Origin of the sequence: Marinobacter sp. C7 (assembly GCF_022343555.1) — a bacterium.
Taxonomy (GTDB): domain Bacteria; phylum Pseudomonadota; class Gammaproteobacteria; order Pseudomonadales; family Oleiphilaceae; genus Marinobacter.
In genome coordinates this window covers 36,426-60,300 of the sequence record NZ_JAKQZH010000001.1, presented here as the reverse complement: position 1 = coordinate 60,300, position 23,875 = coordinate 36,426, and the positions used below count along the sequence as shown (strand labels likewise).

General features: G+C 62.0%; 19 protein-coding genes. 9 read left to right on the top strand and 10 right to left on the bottom strand.

Translation table 11 applies throughout. From position 1 onward, the window contains the following. Positions 1-37 precede the first annotated feature (37 nt). Together arsB and MD273_RS00240 are read left to right on the top strand one after the other, a co-directional pair. Positions 38-1,108: an ACR3 family arsenite efflux transporter gene (gene arsB / locus MD273_RS00245; RefSeq protein ID WP_239035778.1), complete on the top strand. Its 1,071-nt coding sequence runs from the start codon at positions 38-40 to the stop codon at positions 1,106-1,108. A 131-nt stretch (positions 1,109-1,239) separates the two neighbouring features. Next, complete coding sequence (locus MD273_RS00240; protein WP_239035777.1) at positions 1,240-2,037, top strand: undecaprenyl-diphosphate phosphatase; 798 nt, start codon at positions 1,240-1,242, stop codon at positions 2,035-2,037. Between the two features lie 284 nt (positions 2,038-2,321). Here the strand turns inward: MD273_RS00240 and uvrD are convergent, their stop codons facing one another. Then, positions 2,322-4,487 carry a DNA helicase II gene (uvrD, locus tag MD273_RS00235; protein WP_239035776.1) on the bottom strand — a complete coding sequence of 722 codons (2,166 nt, stop codon included), beginning with the start codon at positions 4,485-4,487 and terminating at the stop codon, positions 2,322-2,324. Positions 4,488-4,774: 287 nt separating this feature from the next. Further along, positions 4,775-6,223 carry an NAD-dependent succinate-semialdehyde dehydrogenase gene (locus tag MD273_RS00230; protein WP_239035775.1) on the bottom strand — a complete coding sequence of 483 codons (1,449 nt, stop codon included), beginning with the start codon at positions 6,221-6,223 and terminating at the stop codon, positions 4,775-4,777. Between the two features lie 171 nt (positions 6,224-6,394). Between MD273_RS00230 and MD273_RS00225 the strand changes: the two genes are divergently transcribed. Then, entirely contained in the window at positions 6,395-7,408 is a 1,014-nt protein-coding gene (locus MD273_RS00225; protein WP_239035774.1) for a histone deacetylase family protein, read from the top strand. Positions 7,409-7,418: 10 nt separating this feature from the next. On the opposite strand, the gene thiI is transcribed toward MD273_RS00225, so the two are convergent. Next, positions 7,419-8,873: a tRNA uracil 4-sulfurtransferase ThiI gene (thiI, locus tag MD273_RS00220; protein WP_239035773.1), complete on the bottom strand. Its 1,455-nt coding sequence runs from the start codon at positions 8,871-8,873 to the stop codon at positions 7,419-7,421. Positions 8,874-8,984: 111 nt separating this feature from the next. Between thiI and ppnN the strand changes: the two genes are divergently transcribed. After that, positions 8,985-10,367, top strand: coding sequence for a nucleotide 5'-monophosphate nucleosidase PpnN (ppnN, locus tag MD273_RS00215; protein WP_239035772.1), 1,383 nt, complete (start codon positions 8,985-8,987; stop codon positions 10,365-10,367). Between the two features lie 34 nt (positions 10,368-10,401). Here ppnN and MD273_RS00210 read toward each other — a convergent pair whose 3' ends face one another. Beyond that, positions 10,402-10,737, bottom strand: coding sequence for a c-type cytochrome (locus MD273_RS00210; protein ID WP_239035771.1), 336 nt, complete (start codon positions 10,735-10,737; stop codon positions 10,402-10,404). A gap of 221 nt (positions 10,738-10,958) precedes the next feature. Here MD273_RS00210 and MD273_RS00205 point away from each other — a divergent pair, with 221 nt between their 5' ends. Next, complete coding sequence (locus tag MD273_RS00205; protein ID WP_239035770.1) at positions 10,959-12,062, top strand: enoyl-CoA hydratase/isomerase family protein; 1,104 nt, start codon at positions 10,959-10,961, stop codon at positions 12,060-12,062. Positions 12,063-12,066: 4 nt separating this feature from the next. Here MD273_RS00205 and MD273_RS00200 read toward each other — a convergent pair whose 3' ends face one another. From MD273_RS00200 to MD273_RS00190, 3 genes are all read right to left on the bottom strand, one after another. Next, complete coding sequence (locus tag MD273_RS00200; RefSeq protein ID WP_239035769.1) at positions 12,067-12,759, bottom strand: ankyrin repeat domain-containing protein; 693 nt, start codon at positions 12,757-12,759, stop codon at positions 12,067-12,069. 69 nt (positions 12,760-12,828) lie between these two features. After that, the gene (locus tag MD273_RS00195) at positions 12,829-14,985 is read right to left on the bottom strand and encodes a tRNA(Met) cytidine acetyltransferase TmcA (RefSeq protein ID WP_239035768.1); all 2,157 of its coding nucleotides are present in this window, start codon (positions 14,983-14,985) and stop codon (positions 12,829-12,831) included. Next, positions 14,985-15,362: a DUF2237 family protein gene (locus MD273_RS00190; RefSeq protein ID WP_239035767.1), complete on the bottom strand. Its 378-nt coding sequence runs from the start codon at positions 15,360-15,362 to the stop codon at positions 14,985-14,987. The genes MD273_RS00195 and MD273_RS00190 overlap by 1 nt, the downstream gene beginning before the upstream one ends. Positions 15,363-15,551: 189 nt before the next feature. Between MD273_RS00190 and MD273_RS00185 the strand changes: the two genes are divergently transcribed. The 3 genes from MD273_RS00185 to MD273_RS00175 all read left to right on the top strand — a co-directional run bounded on the left by MD273_RS00185 (position 15,552) and on the right by MD273_RS00175 (position 19,786). Beyond that, positions 15,552-17,870 (top strand): ATP-dependent helicase, encoded by a 2,319-nt coding sequence (locus MD273_RS00185; RefSeq protein ID WP_239035766.1) that lies wholly within the window; start codon positions 15,552-15,554, stop codon positions 17,868-17,870. A 159-nt stretch (positions 17,871-18,029) separates the two neighbouring features. Further along, positions 18,030-19,226, top strand: coding sequence for an OmpA family protein (locus tag MD273_RS00180; protein WP_239035765.1), 1,197 nt, complete (start codon positions 18,030-18,032; stop codon positions 19,224-19,226). A gap of 80 nt (positions 19,227-19,306) precedes the next feature. Continuing rightward, positions 19,307-19,786 carry a DUF4124 domain-containing protein gene (locus MD273_RS00175; protein WP_353050278.1) on the top strand — a complete coding sequence of 160 codons (480 nt, stop codon included), beginning with the start codon at positions 19,307-19,309 and terminating at the stop codon, positions 19,784-19,786. Here the strand turns inward: MD273_RS00175 and MD273_RS00170 are convergent. After that, positions 19,743-21,017, bottom strand: coding sequence for a methyltransferase (locus tag MD273_RS00170; RefSeq protein WP_239035763.1), 1,275 nt, complete (start codon positions 21,015-21,017; stop codon positions 19,743-19,745). The genes MD273_RS00175 and MD273_RS00170 overlap by 44 nt on opposite strands. Here MD273_RS00170 and MD273_RS00165 point away from each other — a divergent pair. Beyond that, positions 21,016-21,711: a tRNA/rRNA methyltransferase gene (locus tag MD273_RS00165; RefSeq protein ID WP_239035762.1), complete on the top strand. Its 696-nt coding sequence runs from the start codon at positions 21,016-21,018 to the stop codon at positions 21,709-21,711. The genes MD273_RS00170 and MD273_RS00165 overlap by 2 nt on opposite strands. A gap of 1 nt (position 21,712) precedes the next feature. Here MD273_RS00165 and MD273_RS00160 read toward each other — a convergent pair whose 3' ends face one another. Continuing rightward, positions 21,713-22,984 (bottom strand): D-amino acid dehydrogenase, encoded by a 1,272-nt coding sequence (locus MD273_RS00160; protein WP_239035761.1) that lies wholly within the window; start codon positions 22,982-22,984, stop codon positions 21,713-21,715. 23 nt (positions 22,985-23,007) lie between these two features. Further along, complete coding sequence (locus MD273_RS00155; protein ID WP_239035760.1) at positions 23,008-23,838, bottom strand: polyphosphate kinase 2 family protein; 831 nt, start codon at positions 23,836-23,838, stop codon at positions 23,008-23,010. Positions 23,839-23,875: the final 37 nt, after the last annotated feature.

The following is a 23,875-nucleotide window of genomic DNA, read 5'->3' as shown; positions in this document are numbered from 1 at the left end:
TGCATAATAGGCGCGTTTAATCGGCGAGTAAAATGTCATGTCAAACCACTCGGAAGTCAGTACTGCCGACAACATCGCCGGCGGTATGGGGATCTTTGAACGTTACCTGTCCATCTGGGTCGCCGCTGCCATTGTCGCCGGCGTGACACTGGGCCAACTGGCCCCCTCGGTGCCGGAAACCCTGTCCCGTTTTGAATACGCTCAGGTGTCCATCCCCATCGCCATCCTGATCTGGGCAATGATCTTCCCGATGATGGCGCAGATCGACTTCGGTGCGGTGGTGGGCGTACGCAAAGAACCCAGGGGACTGGCCATCACCACTACAGTGAACTGGCTGATCAAGCCATTCACCATGTTCGCCATTGCCTGGTTCTTCCTGACCGTGGTGTTCGAGCCCCTGATTGCGCCACAACTGGCCCGGGAATACCTGGCAGGTGCAATTCTGTTGGGCGCCGCACCCTGCACTGCCATGGTATTTGTCTGGAGTTATCTGACCCGCGGCGACGCCGCCTACACCCTGGTCCAGGTATCCCTCAATGACATCATCATGCTGTTTGCCTTCGCCCCCATTGTGGTGTTTCTGCTGGGCATTTCGGACATCGAGGTGCCCTGGGACACCGTCATTCTTTCGGTGGTGCTGTACATCGTGATTCCTCTGACCGCCGGCTACCTGACCCGCCGCACCCTGATAGCCCGTCATGGCCAGCAGTGGTACGACGAAGTATTCATGAAACGTCTGGGCCCCGTGACACCGGCCGCGCTGATTGTCACCCTGGTACTCCTGTTCGCCTTTCAGGGCGAGGTGATCCTGACCAACCCCCTGCACATCGTGCTGATTGCCGTGCCGCTGATTGTGCAGACCTTTCTGATCTTCTTCCTGGCCTACGGTTGGGCCCGGCTCTGGAAGGTGCGCCACTGTATCGCGGCGCCGGGTGCCATGATCGGCGCCAGCAACTTCTTCGAGCTGGCTGTCGCAGCGGCTATCGCCCTGTTCGGCCTGCAATCAGGGGCTGCTCTGGCAACGGTCGTGGGCGTGCTGGTAGAGGTGCCGCTGATGCTTGTTCTGGTGGGCATTGCCAACCGCACCCGGGACCGGTTCCCCGCCTGACATACGAATACCGGCCCCGGAGAACATGGCCCGGGGCACGGGCATCCATCGGGAAATCTGTTCAGCCAACCACCACCCTGCTACTATCGCGGCCAGATTTCTGAAGCACTGAACCAATCGGAACCCACAGAATGGACTTTTTCCAGGCCCTGTTCCTTGGCCTTCTCCAGGGACTGACTGAATTCCTGCCCATTTCCAGCTCTGCCCACCTGATCCTGACCCCGGCATTCTTCGGCTGGACCGATCAGGGTGTGGGTTTTGACCTGTCGGTGCATTTCGGCACGTTGCTCGCGGTGGTCCTGTATTTTCGGCGGGATGTCTTCGGCATCGCCCGGGACGGACTGATCTCCGTGACCCGACGCAGGATCGTCGGCCAGGGCGCGTTGGCCTGGTACCTGGTGATCGGCACCATCCCCGCGGGCCTGGCGGGCCTGGCCCTGCTGGATCTGATCGACAACGAATTGCGGGCGGTGGAAGTCATTTTCTTCACCACCCTGTTCTTCGGACTGCTGCTGGGCATCGCCGACTGGTTACCCAAGCGCCAGCGCACTCTGGACAAGCTCAACTGGAAAGATGCGGTCCTGGTGGGCATCGCCCAGGCCATGGCCCTGGTACCCGGCACCTCCCGCTCCGGCGTCACCATCACCGCGGGCCTCTTCCTGGGCATGACCCGGGAGACCGCGTCCCGGTTCTCGTTCCTGCTGGCCATTCCCATTATCGTGCTGGCCTCGGCGGTGAAGCTGCTGGAAGTAGCAACGTCGGATGTGATTGTGGACTGGAGCGGGTTCCTGATTGGTGGGGTGACCTCGTTCCTGATGGCGATTACGGCCATTCACTTCTTTCTGAAGTGGCTGAACACGGTGGGGATGTGGCCGTATGTGATCTACCGGATTGTGTTGGCGGGGGTGATTTACGCGGTGCTGATGTAGGCATTCAGGATGTGGGGAAGGCAGGTGCCGGCCAGGCCTTTCCAAAACACGCTCCTTGCGGCACGTCCATGTGACGCTTGAGCTCCGCCATCCATGGCTCCGCACAGTTTTGGAAAGGCCTGGCCGGCACCTGCCCCAAGCTCCGAGAAACATCAGGAGTGAACGTGGGGTCAGATGAAAGCTTTCATCAGACCCCTTTATTACCGCGGAGTCAGACGCAAGATCGGGGTCAGAAGAACGCTTTCTTCTGACCCCTTTTTCATACCGGAAAACCGGACCCGCCCTCAGCAAGCCTCCAGCGGCGCATAAGCCAGCACCAGCCACTTGGCGCCCTCATCAAAGTTCACCTGCACCCGGGTATGGTGTCCGCTGCCTTCGCAGTTCATCACAATGCCCTCACCAAACTTCGGATGCCGCACCCGCTGGCCGAGGCTGAAGCCCGCCTGCTGGGCGGAGTCCTGACTGAACAGGCTCTCGTTGGGGCGCTCAACCAGGGCCGGGCGAGTCACGGTGTTGCGCAGGCGGACTTCCTGCAGGCAGTCGCCGGGAATCTCGCGCACAAACCGGGACAGGGCGTGGAACTTCTCCTGGCCATACAACCGGCGGGACTCGGCGTAAGTGAGTACCAGCTTTTTCATGGCGCGGGTAATCCCGACGTACGCCAGGCGGCGCTCCTCTTCCATGCGCCCGGGCTCCTCCAATGACATGCTGTGGGGGAACAAGCCCTCCTCGACCCCGGCCATGAACACCAGCGGGAACTCCAGGCCCTTGGCGGAATGCAGAGTCATCAGCTGGACGCTGTCCTCATGGGCATCGGCCTGGGACTCGCCGGCATCCAGCGCGGCCTGGGCAATGAATTCCGCCAGCGGGTCCACGCCCTCTTCGACCTCGAAGTCCGACAGGGCGCTGACCAGTTCCTCCAGGTTTTCCACCCGGGCCTGGCCTTTCTCGCCCTTCTCGCTGGCGTGGTAGTCCTTCAGCCCGCTGACCTCGATCGCCTGCTTCATCAGGCCCTGCAGGGAGGCATGATCCACCATTTCGGACAGGCCGTTGATGATATCCAGGAACGACTGCAAGCCGGTTTTCGCCCGGCCCTTCACCTGACCGGCCGCCAGCAAGCGCTCGGCGGACTCCCACAGGGAAATACCCTGTTCGGTGGCATACTCACGCAACTCCGCCAGGCTCTTGGCACCGATACCCCGGGTGGGCACGTTCACCACCCGCTCGAAGGCGGCATCGTCCCGGTGGTAATGCACCAGGCGCAGGTAGGCCAAAGCGTTGCGAATTTCCTGGCGATCGTAGAAGCGCAAACCACCATAGACCCGGTACGGAATGCCCTGGCGCATGAGTGCTTCTTCCAGCACCCGGGACTGGGCATTAGAGCGGTAGAGGATCGCCGCTTCGCTGCGCAGGTTGCCCTCATCGACCCAGGCCGAGATGCTGTCGGCAATGTAGTTGGCCTCGTCCTGCTCGTTGAAGGCCGCGTACAGGCTGATCGGCTCGCCTTCGGGGCCATCGGTCCACAGCTCCTTGCCCAGACGCCCCTGGTTGTTGGCGATCACCGCGTTGGCCGCCTTCAGGATAGTCTGGGTGGAGCGGTAGTTCTGTTCCAGCCGCACCAGCCGGGCGTTGAGGAAATCCCGCTGGTACTGCTGGATGTTCTCGATCTTCGCCCCGCGCCAGCCATAGATGGACTGGTCGTCGTCGCCCACAATGGTCAAGGGCACCCGGTTGCTGGCCAGCACCTGCAGCCAGGCGTACTGGATGGTGTTGGTGTCCTGGAACTCGTCCACCAGCATGTGCTGGAAACGCTGCTGGTAGTGCGCCAGCAGCTCGGGCTTGTGCAGCCAGAGCTCATGGGAGCGCAGCAATAATTCGCCGAAATCCACCAGACCACCCTGCTGGCACAATTTCTCGTACTGGCGGTAGATCTTCAGCATGGTGGAGGTGAAGTGGTCGCCCGGGTTCTCCTGGATATGATCCGCCCGCAGGCCTTCATCCTTCTGGCTGTTGATGAACCACTGGGCCTGCTTCGGTGGCCAGCGACTCTCGTCGATCTGGTTCTCCCGCATCACCCGCTTGATCAGCCGCAGCTGGTCGTCGCTGTCCAGTACCTGGAAGTTCTCCGGCAGGCCGGCATCCTGCCAGTGCGCCCGCAACAGCCGGTGTGCAATGCCGTGAAATGTCCCGATCCACAGTCCCCGGGTGGGGATCTGCATCATCTGCTCTACCCGGTAGCGCATCTCCTTCGCCGCCTTGTTGGTGAAGGTCACGGCCAGGATGGCCGTGGGCGGCACCCGGTCCACCGTCATCAGCCAGGCAATCCGGTGCACCAGTACCCGGGTTTTGCCACTGCCAGCACCGGCCAGTACCAACAGGTGGTCATTCTGCGCGGTCACAGCTTCACGCTGGGCATCGTTCAGGGGATCGATGATGTGGGAGACGTCCATAGAGATTCGGTTCGCTACTGGTTAAATAAACAGGCTTGGGAGTATAACAGGAGATCACAGGGGTTGTCGGGGCTTGGGACAGCCCTCTTGAATTGGGAGGTGGTTGCACAAGTGAGGACCATCGGAAAAGCCCTCTCCGACAGTCAGAAAGAGCGCGGGGGAGGTTCCCCTTCAGGACTGTCTGTGGCCAGGGATGGCCACAGACAAGCGCACATGGATGTGCTCGTAGCGTGTCCTGAAGGGGAGCCTCCCCCGTGCGACAACTCGGAATCAGAGAGCTAACGGAGTCAGAAACCCCGCGGCACGGTTTGCGGTTCGACGAATTCGAACAAACCTTCGAGGCCACCCTCGCGGCCGATACCGGACGCCTTCATGCCACCGAACGGCGCTTCCGGGGTCGGGCCGGTGCCGGTATTCCAGCCGACGTGGCCGAACCGGAGGCCGGCGGCAACACGCTGGGCGCGCTCGGCATCAGCGGTGAAGACATAGGAGGCCAGGCCGAATTCGGTGTCATTACCGGCTTCGATGACTTCTTCTTCCGTGCGGAACAGGGCCATGGGCACCAGCGGACCGAAGGTTTCTTCCTGGTAGCAGCACATGTCGCGGTTGACGCCGAGGACTACCGTGGGCGGGAAGAACAGCCCGTCACCGAGCTCGCTCGGCTGCTTGCCGGCGACCAGGCTCGCGCCTTTTTCCAGGGCGTCATCCAGATGGCGCTTGACCTTGTCGAAGCCCTGTTTGTTGACCAGCGGGCCGATGTCGACACCGTCGTTCATGCCGTCGCCGACAGTCATCTTGTTGACCCGCTCTGCCAGCTTCTCGCCGAACGCGTCGGCCACTTTCTCGTGGACAAAGATACGGTTGGCGCACACACAGGTCTGGCCGCCACCCCGGAACTTGTTCGCGATCAGGTTATCAGCTGCGGCGTCCAGGTCGGCGTCCTCGAACACGATGAACGGTGCGTTGCCGCCCAGCTCCAGGGCCAGTTTCTTGACCTGATCGGCGGTATCGACAATCAGCTTGCGACCTACTTCGGTAGAACCGGTGAAGCTAAGCATGGGCACGTCCGGGCTTTCGCAAAGGACCTTGCCAATGACGCTCGCCTTGCCCATCACCAGGTTGACCATGCCATCCGGCAGGTCAAGTTTGTCCATCAGGCTGAACAGGGCAATCATGGTCAGCGGGGTTTCGCTGGCCGGCTTGATCACCGACGGGCAACCTGCCGCCAGGGCCGCCGACAGTTTCTTGGCGATCATGCCGATAGGGAAGTTCCACGGCGTGATCAGGCCAGTCACTCCGACCGGCCGGTAGTGCACGGTCCAGGTGCAGTCCTTGGGCTTCTCGGGGATGGTGTGGGCATCGAGGGCCTGGATGTGCTTGGCGCAGTAATCAAAGAAACCGGCGGCATAATCCACCTCACCCTGCGCCTCTTTCCAGGGTTTGCCATGTTCCATGCAGAGAATACGACCGATTTCCTCACGATTTTCCTTCAGGCTATCCCGAATATCTTCCAGCCATTGGCGGCGATTTTCGATGGAGTACGGACTGGTCAGTTTCAGGGCCGATTTCCCGGCCGCTACGGCAGCCTTCACATCCTCCTCCGGCATGGAGGGAACTTTCGCAATCACCTCGCCGGTGGCGGGGTTGTAGACATCGAAGGTGTTGCCCCCGGCGCTGTCCGTCCAGCGACCGCCGATGTAACCAGTGAGCTTCTCCAGCAAGGGTGACTCGATCATCTCGGCTCCTCTTCAGTGTTTGCGTGCGCCCCTGTGCGGGACAAGTTGCGTCTGTGGATGATGTCTTTCATAGTGGATCTTGAGTCTCAGCCTGTAAAGTCAACACCGGTTTTTTGACCAGGCTCCGACACTGCCTATACTCGGAGAATCCGAATCCAAGGAGGCCGGCTAATGAAAGCATTTTTCCATCCCTCGCAGGACCTGCACATTCCCAAGACGTATTTTACCCGGGGCCAGATGCGCCAGCCCCAGGAGGTGCCCGACCGCACCGGGCAGATGCTGCAAGGCCTGAAGGAAATGGGGGTACCGGTACTGCAACCGGCAGACCAGGGTGCCGGACCCATTTCCGCGGTCCACGACCTGGGCTACCTGCGGTTCCTGGAATCGGCGCACCGGCGCTGGATGGAAATGGGAGACTGGGGCGATGAGGTGATGTCGAACATTTTCGTCCGTTCCCCCAATGCCATGCGTGGCATTCTGGCCGAGGCGGCCTGCTACCTGGCCGACGGCAGCTGCCCGATTGGCGAGAACACCTGGAAGGCCGCCTACTGGTCAGCCCAGACCGCCCTGGGGGCGGCGGACGCCCTGATCGGCGGTGAACGGACTGCCTACGCAATCTGTCGACCACCGGGCCACCATGCCCGCAAGGACGCCGCCGGGGGCTTCTGTTACCTCAATAATGCCGCTATCGCCGCGGAACACATGAAGAGCCGGTACCCGAAAATCGCCATCCTGGATCCCGACATGCACCACGGCCAGGGCATCCAGGAAATCTTCTATGACCGCAGTGATGTCCTGTACATTTCCATTCATGGCGACCCCACCAACTTCTATCCGGTGGTGAGCGGCTTCGAGGACGAGCGCGGCGAGGGTGACGGCTACGGCTACAACATCAACATGCCCATGCCCCATGGCTCCAGCGAGGAGGATTTCTTCGCCAAAGTGGAGGAAGCCCTGGCGGCCATCCGGCTGTTCCAGCCCGATGCCCTGATCCTCACCCTGGGCTTCGATATCTACAAGAACGACCCCCAGGCCAAGGTCTCGGTATCCTCCGAGGGCTTCTGCCGGCTGAGCACCCAGCTCCGCCAACTGGGACTGCCCACGCTGGTGGTTCAGGAGGGCGGCTACGACCTTGAGGCCCTGAGCACCAACGTGCAGCAGTTCTTCAAGGGGCTCGAGGGCTGAGCCTCACCCGCTACGAGGCCGGGGCATAGACCTTGATGTTGTCGTGCCCCTCGGCTTTCAGGTGGCCGGCATGCATGCGGCTCATGGTGCCCCGGTCACAATACAGCAGGTACTGGCGGTTCTGTGGCAGTTCTTCGATCTGCTGGTTGAGTTCGTAGAACGGGATTTTCAGCACCTCGTTATTGGTCAGGTCCAGTGGCGAGCGCTCCTCCTCCGTCGGATGGCGGACATCGATGATGACGTCATTCACCGCCGGCGTTTCCACCAGTTCCACTTCTTCCGGCGTGACCGTGGTTTCCAGTAGCCGATTGACCGGCGTCTCGGTCCGTTCCTCAACGGCGCGGGCCAGGACTCCGGCATCCATATTTGCCTCGTCGGCTTCGACCCGATGCAGCTTGGCCCGGGTTGCCGGCTTCTGGGAAATCACGCCACAGTATTCCGGCATGTTTCGGGCGAAGGACTCGGTGCCGATTTCGTGGGCAATCCGAATGATCTCCTGCTTGTCCATGGCGATCAGCGGGCGCAGGACCACTTCGTCACTGGCCCGGTCTACCACGTTCAGGTTCGACAGAGTCTGGCTGGACACCTGGGCCACGGCATCCCCCATCACCAGGCCCGCGACGTTGAGGTCACGGGCAATCTCGGCCGCCGCCTTGAGCATCTGGCGTTTGAGCACCACACCCCAATGACGGTTGTTTACCGAGCGCATGATCTCCGCCACCACACCCTCGAAGGGCACGGAAATGAATTTGACGTTGTGGGAGGCCCCGTAACGCTCCCACAGGTAGTGCACCACCTGGCGGACGCCAACCTCATGGGCGGTCCCCCCAAGGTTGAAAAACAGGAAGTGGCTGCGCAGGCCGCGGCGCATCATCAGGTAGGCGGCCACGGACGAATCGTAGCCACCCGAGATCAGGGTCATCACGCTTTCAACGGAGCCCAGCGGGTAGCCGCCAAGCCCCTGATGCTTGCGTCGGGCAATGTGGAAACCATCCTCCTTGACCTCGACCCGCACCTCGACCTGGGGGGCTTTCAGGTCTACCCCGGCGGTATCGTAAGCCTGGCAAAGCGCGGCACCGACAGAGCGCTCGATATCAATGGATCGAAAATCGTGATTACCGATACGCTTGGCGCGGACAGCGAAAGTCTTGCCATCCAGCCGGCCGGCAAAGGAGGCCACCGCCTTTGCACCGATATCCTCCAGGGACTGCAAGGGGTAGACCGCAATTTCCTGGATGCTGGATATGCCCGGTATCCGCAGCAAGGCGTCAATCACCGGGCCATACAGCCCGCGATCATCGGGGACATCCACGTCCACCCGGTCCCAGCTGCCCTCCACCGCGATGTCGTGGTCAAGACGGGCCAGGAGCTTGCGAATGTTCTGGCGAAGCTGTTTCATCTGCTGCCGACGAACGGGCTTACTCTTGATGGCAACTTCCGGAGCGGGACGTATCAGTAATTTCATAGATCGGAGTTTTGTCGGATGGCGTATAAAGAGGAAAGCACTTAGTGTACCGTTTTGTCAGAGTGCCTCAAAATCCGGCATAGCCGAAACCTTCAGGAGCCCCACCTTTCAATGACAGAACCCACAATCAACGCCCTGGTCTCTCCGGAGGGCGCCCTAGAGATCCTCTCTAACCATGAAGTCAACCGGCTCAAGGACCGGAGCGAGGGTGGTCTGTACCAGTTGTTCCGACAATGCGCCCTGGCGGTGCTCAACACCGGCGTGGAAACCGACGACTGTAAGGCATTGATGGAAGCCCACGCCGATTTCGATGTGCGACTGGTGCCCCAGCCCCGCGGATTGAAGCTGGAACTGGTCAATGCGCCCGGCTACGCCTTTGTCGATGGCGAAATGCTGCGGGCGATCCGCGAGCACCTGTTCTCCGTGCTCCGGGACATCGTATACACCCACTCCATCCCCCAGACGATAGCCGGGTTCCGCCGGGACAATCCGGAAGACATCACCAACCTGGTGTTCCACATCCTGCGTAATGCCGGCGTGCTGGAAGCCGGGCGCCAGCCGGATATGGTCGTGTGCTGGGGCGGGCACTCCATCAGTCAGGCGGAGTACCAGTACAGCAAGGAAGTCGGTCACCAGCTGGGCCTGCGTGGCCTGAGCATCATCACCGGCTGCGGTCCCGGCGCCATGAAGGGACCGATGAAGGGCGCCACCATCGGCCACGCCAAACAGCGGGTAAGAAACGGCCGTTATGTAGGCATCACCGAGCCGGCAATCATCGGTGCCGAGGCACCGAACCCGATCGTCAACGAACTGATCATCATGCCCGACATCGAGAAGCGCCTGGAGGCCTTCGTTCGCTGTGGCCACGGTGTGATCGTGTTCCCCGGTGGCGTGGGTACCGCGGAGGAGATCCTGTACCTGCTCGGGATCCTGCTGCACCCGGATAACTCGGACCTGCCATTCCCGGTCATCTTCACCGGCGAGAAAGAGAATGCCGAGTACTTCGAGATGATCGACAAGTTTATCCGCAACGCTCTGGGTGACGAGGCAGCCGGCAAATACAAGATCATCATTGACGATCCGTCTCGCGTTGCCCAGGAGATGAGAAAGGGGATGAAGGAAGTCGAAACCTTCCGCCGGGCCATGCAGGACGCTTACTACTTCAACTGGATGCTGAAAATCGACCCGGTATTCCAGCTGCCGTTCGAGCCCAATCACGACAGCATGCGGTCACTGGAACTGCACCGGGACCAACCGGTCCACATGATTGCCGCCAACCTGCGCAAGGCGTTCAGCGGGATTGTCGCGGGGAATGTGAAGGAGAGCGGGATACGCCAGATTCAGGAGAAGGGACCGTTCGAGATTGCGGGTGACCCGTCCCTGATCAAACCACTGGAGGCCATGCTGGAACAGTTCGTTGCCCAGAACCGCATGAAGCTGCCGGGCCTTCAGGCCTACCAGCCCTGCTACCGGATTGTCAGTGGGGCTGCCTGAGCAGCCCCACTGACATCAGCACATCGGCCGGGTATTACTGACCACCGGCCGGCAGGCTGGCGTAGTAAGCCGCCAGATTGGCGATATCCTCATCGCTCAGGGCCGCAGCCTGGCCCTGCATGATGGCGGCCTGGCCACCGGAACGCTGCTTGTTCTTGTACGCCTTGAGTGCGGAAACCAGATACTGCTCGTTCTGGCCGGCCAGGTTCGGATAGGTCGGAATCTGGGCCATACCGTTCTGGCCATGGCACGCGGCACATACTGCGGCCTTGGCCTTACCCGCTTCGACATCGCCAGCGGCGCTCGCCAGGGTCGGTAGGGCAACGGCAGCGGACATCAATCCTGCAATCGCAAAGTTCTTGAATTTCATAGTTACTACCCTCTCATCGTTATCGGCGTGATAATGCCAACAGGTGCTATTAAAGGTCTGTTGTAATGCACTTATAGCACAGAGCGCCTCCCGCTCAAATGCGATAGGTCAAGGCGCTTTTTTCGACAATCGTCCCCTTTACCGGAGTCATCGGTTAGTGGGAGAGTACGACAATACACATTAGCCAGATTTCTGCTTTTATCCAGTCCGGAGACACGCCCATGTCGATAGAGGCCCAGGAACTCCCGTGCCGTGAAGGTTTTCTTGGTTTACTGACCCTGAACCACCCGGGGACCCTCAACGCCCTGAGCGAAGCCATGGTGGAGCAGGCCCAGGACACCCTGGATCGGTGGGCCAACGACGACAGGATCTGCCTGGTAATCCTGCAGGGTGCCGGTGACCGCGCCTTCTGTGCCGGCGGAAATATCCGTCTGCTCTATGAAGCCATGACAGGACACGGCGATCAGCAAGCCCCGGCCCGCTTTTTCACCAGGGAGTACCGGCTGGATTACACCCTGCACCGGTTTCCCAAGCCCGTGGTGGGCATCGGCCACGGCGTGGTCATGGGGGGCGGACTGGGTCTGCTGTCCGCGTGCCGATACCGGCTCGTGACGCCGGACCTCACCCTCGCCATGCCGGAGATCTCCATCGGACTGTTCCCGGATGTCGGCGCCAGCTGGTTCCTCAACCGCCTGCCAGGACGCCTGGGGCTGTTCATGGGGCTCACCGGCGCACGGCTGAACATTACCGATACCCTGAGGGTAGGGCTGGCTGATACGGCACTGTTGCCAGAGGATCGGGATACCCTGCTCACACGACTGCAGGAACAGCGCTGGACCGGAGAAGCGGCCGCCGATGACAACCGGCTGTTCCGGCTGCTGGACCAGATGCCGGCGCCGGATTACCGGGCACTGCCACAAAGCAATCTGGAACAGCACGAACAGACAATCGCACGCCTCAGCGCCGGCGAGGAGCTGCCGGCAGTGGTAGATCAACTGCTTGGATCCGACCTTGACAGTGACTGGTGGAACGCCTGTATCGGCAACCTGCGCGGCGGCTGTCCGGTCTCCGCCTGGCTGGTGTGGACCCAGCTCAAGAAAGCCCAGCAGATGTCCCTGAAAGATGTGTTCCGGATGGAGCTGGCCATGGCCCTCGAGTGCAGCCGGCGTCCGGATCTGCCCGAGGGTATCCGGGCCCGGATGGTGGACAGGGACCAGAACCCGGCCTGGTCCTACGCCACCGTGGCCGAAGTGCCGGAGACCGTTGTCGCCGCCCATTTTGAGCCGGAATGGGACGACGAGACCGATCCGATGCAGCTGCAGTGACCCGTCACCGGCGAGCGCCCGCCTGCACCAGCAACATTTCCAGATCCCGGCTGTTGATTGACCGGGCCCGGGTCAGGGCCGTACTGCCATCCTCCGCGCGGTATTTGACGTCCGCCCCGGCCGCCAACAGCATTTCTGCGGTCAGCAGATCGCCACTACCGACGATCTTCATCAGCAGGGACTCGCCGTCCTGGCTGACATTGACGTTTGCCCCCGCCGCCAACAGAACTTTCACCACTGACAGGTTGCCCTGTTCCGCAGCCCTGATCACCGGTGTATATCCCTGCTTATCCACCGCATTGACATCGGCCCCGGCCGAAAGCAGCAACTGGACGAGCCGACGGCTGCCATCACCGGCAGCAATCATCAGGGGCGTGGGCTCACCGGGCGAGACAAGGTCCGGGTCAGCGCCTTCGCTGAGCAGGTACCAGACAATCCGATCCCGGCCGGCGCGCACGGCCGCCATCAGGGGGGACCCGGTCTCGGTCAGGGTGTTCAGGGAATGCCCGGCCGCGGCCAGGGCGGCGACATCTTCAAGGTTACCGGCCGCAGCTGCGCGGATCATCGGAGTAGCGGTCCCGGTGGCGGTTTCCCGGGCCAGGTTGCTTGGCTCCTCCCGGGCTGCGCAGCCGGAGAGCAGGAACGGGACTACGAAAGACAGCGTTAGTGCGAGGAGGGTGCCGGATCCCTTGGCCATATCAACAATCTCTGTTTTTGAACGTAGGCCTATTCTGGGCAGCACCCGCCGGGAATTAAATCGAGCGGTTCACATCTCCGGTCCGTTTTGCAGAAGTTCACGGACCAGGATCCGGAGCCGGTCCTCACCGTCACGCTGGCCCCGGCACAGGCCGGCCTCCTGCACATCAGCCCAGGAGCGGCCCTGCAGCACCGCTGCCGTCCAGAGGGGCAGATCCCCCCCACTCCTCAGCCAATTCATGCACCCCGGCACCTGACACAGGTCCCGAAGCACCGGCAGGCAAAGGTCAAAACCTCTGTGCCCGTAGGCAAAGTTGGCCAGGTCACGCCGGTCATCACTGCTGAGGCTATGAACCGCCGGCAGGTCGTCAGTAATGGCCGCCAACAATTCGGCCGGCATGGCAGACCAGTGCCGCGGCACCAGAGTCAACCAGTGCCGGGCCAGTCGCCCCCTCAGGCGATCGACCAGCCCGGTACCCCGCTGAGTCGAACCGGTCAGCATCTGCAGCGGGTATTCGCCGCTGCTACTCTCACGGTGGAAACCGACGCGAACCACGTGCAACCCGCAGGACTGCCAGAAGGCCAGCAATTCCGGGCTACCACCAAAGCTGGTCCCCAGGTTATCCAGCGGCTGCCCTGAGACCCACGCCCGCGCGGCAGCCACCAGACGCTTGCCGACGCCACTGCGCCGGGCCGGACCCGCGACAGCAACCCGCACCACCCGGAGGATCTGCCCGATTGCGGCCTCCGGAAACCCGCTAAGGGAAGCCAGGGACTGGGCCAGCAGATGCCCACGGATACGACGCTGGCCCAGGCTGACCTTCTGCGCCAGCTCCTCGCTCAGACCACCTTCGATCGACGCCCAGAGCACCCCGACGATGCGGCCCTCGTGCCAGGCACACCAGCTTACGGTCGAGGGATCATCCAGCCACTGGCGAAGATCCGCCGGCGTGGTCCGGTAGTGGGCGTCGACCAGCAGACCGAACGCCTCTGCCAGCTCCGGCTCCGGCGCCTTGGCCGGATCCCAGCGCTCGATCCGGACGCTTTCGGCTGGCAGCCGGGCATCCTCCCGAACCATTCCGGAGGCGGATAACAGGAACAGGTCCGATGCCAGCGCCTCCAGGGGATCGCCCCGGGCCCAGCGCACCGGTTCGGTCAGGGTGACGGCTTGCCAGTGCGGCGTTCTGCGATCCAGCACCGAACGGAAGCGGATCGCAAAGCCGCGCCCTGCCCCTTCGTAACCATGGACGGTAGAGCAGAAGGCTACCCTGGGCCATCCCAAAAGGATGGCCTCGAGCATCTGGGGCGGGACGGCTGCCGCCTCATCGACGAGGACCACTTCGCCCGGTGGTCGTCGTTCAAGCAGTTGCTGCACCGGCATGAATATGAGCTCGGCTCCGGTCCGGGTGGTGAGGCTGTTGCCGTCGTCGGCTGTCACTTCACCCCCGAGGGTTTGCCGGGCATGGTGGAACAAGGCATCAACGCTTTCACGAGTCGGTGCCGTTACCAGAATACGCCCCCTGCCCTGCTGCAACAGCCTGCCCGCGGCAATGCCCATGGCAGCGGACTTGCCCCGGCCCCGGTCTGCAGTAACCACCAGCGGACGCCGGCGGCGGCCAAGGCCGAAATGGACCAGCTGATCGATCAGACTCTGTTGGTCCGGGGTGGTTGCGACGGTGAAGGGAGTGTCCGGCACTTGCAGTGAAGGCAGCGGTGTCTGCTCCGGACTCCGGACATCGACCCGAATCACCGCGGGATCGTTGCCGATCATGGTCGCCATGCGGCCTGCAAACCGGTGCTGCCGCGCATTGTCGAGGCCGGTACGCCGATAATCCGGATCCGGGAACCGGTCCCAATCGGCCAGCGGCGGCATCAGCCAGAACAGCAGCCCGCCGGCCTTGAGGGTGCCCATGATCGCTGCCAGGCCATCCGGTGGATTACCTTGCCATCCGTCCCAGACCACGACCGACAGTTCCCGGCCCAGCCAGCTCCGGGCTTTGGCAGGCGGCACCGGTGTAAGCCCGGTATCGGGACGGTCTTCCGGGGGGCCAGTCCAGATACCCGTTGCCGGATGCAACTCCGGCAGGAGTTGCTGCAGCCAGGCCAGTGCACTATCGCGGTCGCCTTCAACGAGGACAAGGCGCCGCTCCCCCAGCGCACTCAGGCGTTCCGCGAGTCGGGACCAGGCGTATAGTCCTGTGGGCCTGCCACTGGTAGTTCGGGTCATCAGCTGAGATCTACAGCGTGGGCCTTGAGGTTGTTCAGGGCGCAGATTTCGAGAGCCGCCTGGTGTGTGGCCCGCAGCCGGACTCTGGGGGCTGCATCGGCTTCGAATGCTTCCTGCCAGCGAGCGGCACAGAGGCACCAGCTGTCGCCGGCTTTGAGACCGGGGAAGCCAAACTCGGGTCTCGGGGTGCTGAGGTCGTTGCCGCGGGCTTTGGAAAACTCGAGGAAGTCGTCGGTGACGACAGCACAGACGGCGTGGATGCCCAGGTCATCGGGGCCGACGTTGCAACAGCCATCGCGGTAGAAGCCGGTTTCGGGGTCGGTGCCGCAGGTTTCCAGTTTTTCACCCAGCACATTGACGGATTCTGACATTTCCATGGTTCAAGCCTTTCAATCTGGTGGCGGTAAGTTGGAAAAGCCCCTTCCAAAACCCGCTCCTGGCGGCACATCCCTGTGGCGCTTGAGCTCCGCCATCCCTGGCTCCGCACAGTTTTGGAAGGGGCTTTCCCAACTCACCGGCAAACCTGTGAGTTATAGTCTGGTGTGCCTCAAAAACGAATCTCGATTATGCGGGACCGGTATCCGCACTACCAGTTGCCCAGTACAATACCGGCCATGCCGACCAACCCCCAAACTCCTGACACCTCGAACCTGCCGGATTTTCTGACCGATGAGCAGCGGGCGATCATTACTGCCGGCTACGAACATTCGGTGATTACTGCCGTGGCGGGCAGCGGCAAGACGTCGACGCTGGCCTGGCGGATCCGGTACCTGCTTGAGCAGGGCCACGATCCGGACCGGATGCTGGTGCTGATGTTCAACCGCAGTGCCCGGGTGGATTTCGGGCGAAAACTCCAGGAAGTGTGTCACCAATCCGGGCTGGCGTTGCCGGAGATCCGGACGTATCACGCCATGGGGTTGCGACTGTACAAGCGGTTTGTGCGGGAGGGTTACCTGCCCGGGTTTTCGGAGAAGATTCTGACCGAGCAGGAGATAAGTTTTCAGGCCTGGCAGCTGACACGGCGATTGGCACCGGAGGATCTGGCGGATGAGATCCGTCGCAACAAGAAGGATTTTGTGGAAACGGCTACCGGGTTTATCGATCTGGTGAAGACCACGCTGTCGCCGGCGGAGATTGTGTTCGAAGAATTGGGGTATTCGGACAAGCACAGGTACCTCATTGATCTGTTCCACGCCTTCGAGCAATGGCGCAAATCCCAGAGCCGGATCAGTTACGCCGATATGCTGTATGAACCGGTAATGGCGATTCACCAGAATCCGCCGCTGCAACGGCTGGTGGGCAACAAGATGGATCTGATTCTGGTAGATGAGTACCAGGACACAAACGAGATCCAGCACCTGCTGCTGCGCTATGTCGCCGGTGACCGCGCACGTGTGACGGTGGTTGGGGATCCGGACCAGACCATCTACGAATTCCGGGGCGCGAAGCCGGAGTTCATTCTCAAGCGGTTCAGTGACGAGTTCGAGAGTCCGTTGGAGCAGACGCTGAGCTATACCTTCCGCTACGGCCACCGGGTGGCGTTGCTGGCCAATCATCTGATCTGTCACAACACCGGGCGCAAGGATGTACTGTGCCACTCTCACCCGTCCACGCCGGATACCAGCGTTTACCTGCACCGGGTGGAGAGTGACAGCGACAAGGTTTTGCGGATTCTTGAAGGCCAGAACACCGGGGCGTTGTCGGAGACAGCGATCCTGTTCCGGGTCTGGAGCCAGAGTGTGCCGATAGAGCTGAAGTTGCTGGCCCGGCAGATTCCCTACCGGATAGATGCCGGAAAGGGCGCGCTGTTCAGTCGTGAGGTTCAGGCCATTACCGCGCTGCTTATGGTGGTGACGGGGAAGCTGGGTCAGATTCCGGATTCAGATCGGCTGGAACTGGCGCGGCTGTTGTTGCGGTTTCCCCATATCGGGCTGAAGGAGCCGGAGCTGGAGAATCTGGCGCAGTTCCTGGCCGGTTTCTCCGAGGCCTGGCATGAGCGGATTCTGGCCATGGATTTCGAGGCCCTGGCGCCCATGCCCGCCCGAAAGCTGCGCAAGCTGGGTGAGGTGCTGGGGCAGCTGGCCGGATTCAGGGGGCCGGTGGCGGGGCTGATCAGTGTCTATGCCGAGCACACCGACCTGTACGAAGGCATCCGCAGTCTGGCGCTGACCCATGAGAGCGCGGAGGAGCGGATCGATACCGTGCAAGGGTTCCGGCAGTATCTCAAGGGCCTCGATGTCGATGCAGAGGGCGCGCTGCAGCACCTGAAAACCCTGAAACAACAGGCTGGCGAGAACAAGGAAGGAGGCGTGCTGCTATCCACCATTCACCGCACCAAGGGGCTCGAATGGCCGGTCGTGATTATTCCCGGCCTGCAGGAAAAGTACCTGCCTTACTCTCCCAGATCGCACGATGATGCCCGGGCATTCCTGGAGAGCGAGCGCCGGCTGCTGTATGTGGCCATGACCCGGGCGAGGAAGGCGCTGCACCTGATCAGCCGGCCACTCAGTACTCGCCCGCACCTCGACGGTGACCAGGGGCCCAGTCGGTTTGTGGAGGAATGTTGTTTCGAGCTCTCGGAGGAGCTGGGACGGCACCTGGACTCGGGCGGCCGGTCCTCTTCCCCCGTCAGGCTGGGTGCTCCACTCACGCCGGTGAGCCAGCGTTACGCCCATCGGGAGGGCATTACCCTGGAGGGTGCGGCTCCCGCAGCAGAGGATCGACAGGCACCTGTCTGGCACTGCCAGCGGGTAAGCCATGCCATTTTCGGCGCCGGCAGCCTGGTCGGTGAGGATGAGAGTTCCTTCGAAGTCCGCTTCGACACGGGCGACACCCTCAATTTCAGTAAAAAGAGTGCTCATCTCTACTTCACCGTTTTGGCCTGATTCACCGCATCTGCCCGCCCCCTACGTCCGTAGAATTACGGAGGTAACGAAACGTATCAATTTTTGTCTTTTCGTACCTGCTGACCTAGCTTTCAGGCAACACCCTAATTTTCAAGAAAAAAGCAGCTGTAACAAAGACGAACGAACAGGAGGTTCAGTGTGAACATCATGCGTCCGATAGCTTTAGCCGCCCTCACCGCCAGCCTGGCCACACCGGCCCTGGCCGCGGAACGCCAGGAAACCATCTATATAAACCCATTCGCGGGGTTCCAGTATTTCGACGATAAGCGGGACCTGAGCGAAACCGGCACCTTCGGTCTCGGTGTGGAATACCGCTTTACTCCGCACTGGGCGCTCGAGGCGGTGTACTCCCGTGCCGACGCGGACCGCAAGTATGTCGACGGGGCTTCGGAATTCGATGAACTGCGGCTCGACGGACTTTATTATTTCGCCGGACAGGATGAAGCCTGGAATCCGTACCTCGCGTTGGGTGCCGGCCACGCCGACTTTGGCGAGGATGTCACAGCACCCCGAACTGCAGGCAGCAACCACGAGGAAACGCGGGTGAATGTCGGGGCCGGTGTACGTTACAACGTCAGCGACAGCATTTCCCTGCGCGGCGACCTGCGCGAGTTCCACGGTATTGACGAGAGCACCTTCGATACCATGGTCTCCCTCGGGATCAGCTTTGCGTTTCATCGTACGGTGGGTGAAGCAGCCCCGGCCGACAGTGACAACGACGGCGTGCCCGATACCCGGGACCAGTGTCCCGGCACAACCCCCGGCGCGGTGGTGGATGGTAGCGGCTGTGAACCGGATGCCGATATGGACAGTGTCGCCGATGCCCGGGATGCCTGTCCGAATACGCCCGAGGGCGCCGATGTTGATGCCCGTGGCTGTGAGCTGGACAACGACAATGACGGTGTTGTGAATAGCAGGGATGAGTGCCCGGACACCACCGCTGGCGCAGAGGTCGATGCCACCGGCTGTGAGGGTGTCACCGAGACGATCGAGACCTTCGAAATCGAGGTGAAATTCCCGACCAACAGTTCGGTCATCGGCGATGCCTATGACGATGAAATTCGTCGCGTGGCCGATTTCCTGAACGAGAATCCGGAAACCATTGTCGAGATCGCCGGTCACACCGACAGCATGGGTGACGCCGATTACAACCAGTTCCTTTCACAGCGTCGCGCGGAAGCCGTTGCAGCCCGCCTCACCGGCCCCCTGGGCGTTGACCCTGAAAGGGTGAACGCCATCGGTTACGGCGAGGAGGCGCCGATCGCCTCCAACGATACCGCCGCGGGCCGGGCGGAAAACCGTCGGGTCGAGGCGCGCATCCAGGTGCGTCGTTAAGGCCAGACCGGGATCGACGAAAGGCGCCTGCGGGCGCCTTTCTTTTTGGCGCGAGGAAACTCACTGATGGCCATAAGCAGATGAATCGCACTCGGTTCCTCACAGCCCTCTTGATAGCCTTTCCAGGGATGGTCCTCGCCGAGGTCTACCGCTGCGAAAACAACGGTTCTGTCACTTTCGCCGACCAACCCTGCGGCGATGATGCCAGGCCCATCGAGCTCAAGGACAACCGGATCGGCGGCCGTTTCAATCAGAACCTGCCCGAACCGGCCAAGGCAGACTCCCGACGCCAGGACCAGGAAGCCGAACAACCGGAGGCAGCTTCCACCTGCCGCTTCATCAACTCCACGGACCTTCGACGCTACCTGATCCGGGAACAGGTGGTCCGGGGCACGACCCGGGATCACGTACGGCGGGCGTTCGGCAATCCCCCGGAGGTGCATACCAGCCCCAAGGAGGTCTGGATTTACCAGACCCGCTACTACGGTGCGCTCTATGAATTGACCTATGTGTATTTCAGGGACGGCTGCGTGGAGCGGGTGGAGTATCGCAAGCCCTGACCGCATCCAGCAGCAGGTTACGGGGGGTCAGGGAGCGGTCGCAGAACGTACCCAGCCGCACCCGGTAGCCCTGCTCTTCAAGAAACACCGCATAGTCCAGCACCAGCCACAATTCCAGGGGCCGCCGGAACAGGTGGCGCAACAGTTCGTGGCGGCGGACCTGTCCGAATCGGTAGCGACCGGCGTCCAGCCAGGACCGCCAGTCCACCGACAGGGGCAACTCCAGCTGTTTTTTGGCCGCCGCCCATTGGCAGAAAGCCGCAAACCCCTCGTTCACCAGCCGGGGCGGATGGGAGGGAACCGGAAGGTATTCGTCACAACCGCGCAGATGCCGCTGGAGGGCATCAAAGCCGAGCCGCCACTGACTGACCAGTGCGGTCTGCGCCCGGACCCTGGCCGGGGCGGTGACGGTCTCCTGCACCGCCAGTCGTAACTCGTTCCGGGTCAGCTCAAGCGCGTCCGGGTGCCCGTTCGCCTTTGCCGACAGTGGCCTGTAACGCGTGGTCGACGTCAGGTGATAACAACAGGGTGACAAGCTCAGGCGCGGTGCGCCGGCCGCACTGCCGCGGCGCATCAGCTGACGATGAAGGTCGCCACAGGCGTGCAGCGCCACCCCATGGCAGCCCGTCGGCCAGGTGAGGTCATCTGCCATCACGTCCTGACAATTCAGGGTTACGGCATCGGCAAACCGGCGGGCGAGCCGGTTGCCGTCCTCCACCAGGGCAGGGTCCCACTCAAACCCCTGAACCGGTTCCGGGCATTGTCGCGCCAGCGTTCGGGACAGGTGGCCCTTGCCGCAGCACCAATCCAGCACCGGGCGACTCAACGGGATCACTGAGGCCGCGAAGGCCCCTGCCTGAAGCCGCTTGCGACCGGGCATGTCGGTGGCATCCACCTCGGGCAGAGTTGCGCGGGTCCGGAGCCCTGTCGAAGGAGCGAGCACCGGCACGTCGGTCCACTGGTCATAATCCGCCAGAGCAGGCAGCCAGTCACCGATTCGTCTGGCAAACTCGCTCAGGTGCTGTTCGTAATACTCGCACTCCTCATCACCGAGGGCTTCGAGCCAGGCCGACAGCTCCGGCCAGGAACGAGCCCATACCGGGGCCGGCTCCATGAACGGTGCCGGCCGCCAGAGATCCGCGTGGCTGGCAAGCCAGTCGTTCAGAGCCTGCCAGCGGGTGTAAAAAGATGTCGTCGGCTCGTGTAAACTCGCGGCCGGAGGAAATGTCATGCAACTGGCCTTTGTACTTGTCGAACCCAAGGTTCCGGAAAACGTCGGAGCAGCAGCCCGTGCCCTGTGTACCATGGGGTTCGGCGAACTGTGGCTGGTGAACTCGGACCTGCACACCCGCCCGGAAGCCCACTGGCTGGCCCACGGCAGCGATCATGTTCTCGATAACGCGCGCATTTTCCCTGATCTGGCTGCGGTGCGAAACTCCGTAGACCTGCTGATGGGCACCTCTGCCAAACCCCGTCACAACCGCCAGGATTGGCACCCTCCGGGGCGCTTGCGGTCCACGCTGTCGGACAAGGGCAATTCGGTCGCTACTGCAGCCCTGGTGTTCGGGCGCGAGGATCGGGGTCTGGCCAACGACGAACTGGCCCTGTGCGACCTGCTGACGGGGATACCCATGAAGGTGCCATACCCCTCTTTGAACCTGGCCCAGTCCGTCATGCTCTATGCCTGGGAGATGTCCGGGTTGTCCGTCAGCACTCCGGAGGAAACCAGCGATCCGGCCCCCGCCGAAGCCGGGCTCGGCGCCCTGCGGGAGCGTCTCGAACAATTGCTACCCAACGTTGGCACACCGCCGGAAGGCAAGCTCTCACATTGGGTATTTGAACGCCTGCCGCTGCTGTCGGAGCGGGATATCGGGTTCGTCCATACCCTCTGCGGCAACATCGAACGAACCCTCAGGAAGAAATAACCTACTCCTGGAAACGCCCGGGGCGGAAGGCATCCAGATTCACTGGCGGGGCCTCATTGTCGATCACCCGGGCAATGGCGTCGGCGCTGCCGGCGGACAGGGTCCAGCCAAAGGTGCCATGGCCGGTGTTCAGGTAAAGGTTCTCTCTCGGCCCCCGTCCGATGATGGCCGGCCCGTCCGGGGTCATCGGGCGGAACCCGGTCCAGGTCTCGGCCGCCTCCAGGTCGGCGCAGCCGGGATAGCGGGATTCCACCGACTTCCGGATCGTGGCGATGCGTGCCTCCGGAATGTCCCGATTGAAATCCGCCAGCTCCACGAATCCCGTTGCCCGCAAGCGATCGCCCAGCCGGGTGGAGACAACCTTGTAGTTGTCATCGTGGATGGTGCTGACAGGGGCATGCTCCGGATTCTTCAAAGGCACGGTAATGCTGTAGCCCTTGATCGGGTAGATGGGCAAATCCAGGCCGAGGGGGCGCACCAGCCCCGCTGACCAGCAGCCAGCACTGATGACAAACGCGTCCGCCTTGAGGATTTCGCGCTCACCGTCGGCGTTGCGCAGGGCAAGCGCATCGACCCGGTGTTCATCAGCGATCAGGTTATCCACTTCAACACCATAGCGGAACGTCACCCCCCGCTCCTCACAGGCGCCGGCCAGGGCCCGGGAAAACAGATGGCAGTCACCGGTGCCGTCGGTATCGTAACGGAGTGCCCCGTACAGCGGACCACCGCCAACCAGTCCCGGCTCCACCTCCCGAACCTGTTCCGGACTCAGGAGGCTCGACGGGATGCCGAGTTCGTTCAGCAGGTCATGCACAGCGTGATAGCTCTCCAGTGCTTCCGGCGTACTGGCCAGATGCAGAAGCCCTTTGTGATCACCGTCGAAGCTGAGCTCCAGCTCCTCCTCGAGCTTCAGAAATCGTTCCCGACTGTGAATCCCCAGACGCAGCATGGCACGGCGGTTCAGGCCAAACAGGCCCGGTGACCAGGCGTACCGGAGGGTAGCAAACATGAATTTCACCGCTTCCACCGAAGGCGGCAGTTGCAGCTTCAGGGGACCATCCTGCTTGAACAGCCAGGGCAATGCCTTGAACACCATCGCCGGATCTGCCCACGGATAGACCACACCGTAGGACCGCTGGGCGGCGTTACCCTTGCTGGTTTCGTTGCCCGCAATATCGTGGCGCTCCACCACGGTTACCTGATGCCCCCGACGATTCAGTTCCCACGCCGTCGTCACCCCGACGACACCACCGCCAACCACTACAATGTGCATGCACGCCTCCGCGTCCCGTTGCTTTAACTGACTCCATTACGCGCCAACAGGCGCCTGTACTCTGCCAGCACCTTTTCGTCTTCTGCCGGATAGTCCGGAGCCAGGTGCCGGAGCTGCTCCGCCAGTATCGCGGCCACAACCGCCCGGGCGTGGGGTTTACTGTCCCCGGGGACTACAAACCAGGGTGCATCCCGGGTGTGGGTGGCCGCTACTGCCTGTTCAGCAAAAGCCTCATAATCCGCCCGCCTGGCCCAGCCATCAATATCGGATTTATCGAATTTCCAGCGCTTGCGGGGCTTGTCCAGGCGCTTGAGCAGGCGCCGCCGATGCTCATCTTCGGACAGGTTCAGCCAGACTTTCAGAATGGTTGTCCCTTCCTGAACGAGGTGACGTTCGAAATTGCAGATCGACTGATAACGGTTCGCCCAGTGATAGCTCTCCGGGGCGTGGACCGGCCAGACCCGTTCCGCGATCACTGCCTCGTGATGGCTGCGGTTGAAGGCGACCATTTCACCCAGTCCCGGCAGGTAGGGCGTGACCCGCCAGAGGAAGTCGTGGCGCACCTCAGGGCCCTGCGGGCGACTGAACGACCAGGCGTGAAAGCCCGCGGGGTCGGCGTAGGTCGCCAGTGTCCGGATCAGGCTGTCCTTGCCGCTGGTGTCCGGGCCATGGACCACCAGCAACAGCGCCCGCTTCCGGTTGGCCCAGAGCCGACGCTGGTACTCACCGATCTCCTCCAGACTGGTTTCCAGTGCAGGCACCGAGTCTCCATCCTTCAGCCTGGTGAGGTAGTCCCCGAACCGGGGCTTGTCGGGGCCAAAGCACCAGGACCTGGCGAATGCCGATACCTCCATAACATCCTTCCCAATAGTCAGAGTCCGAAACAGGTTA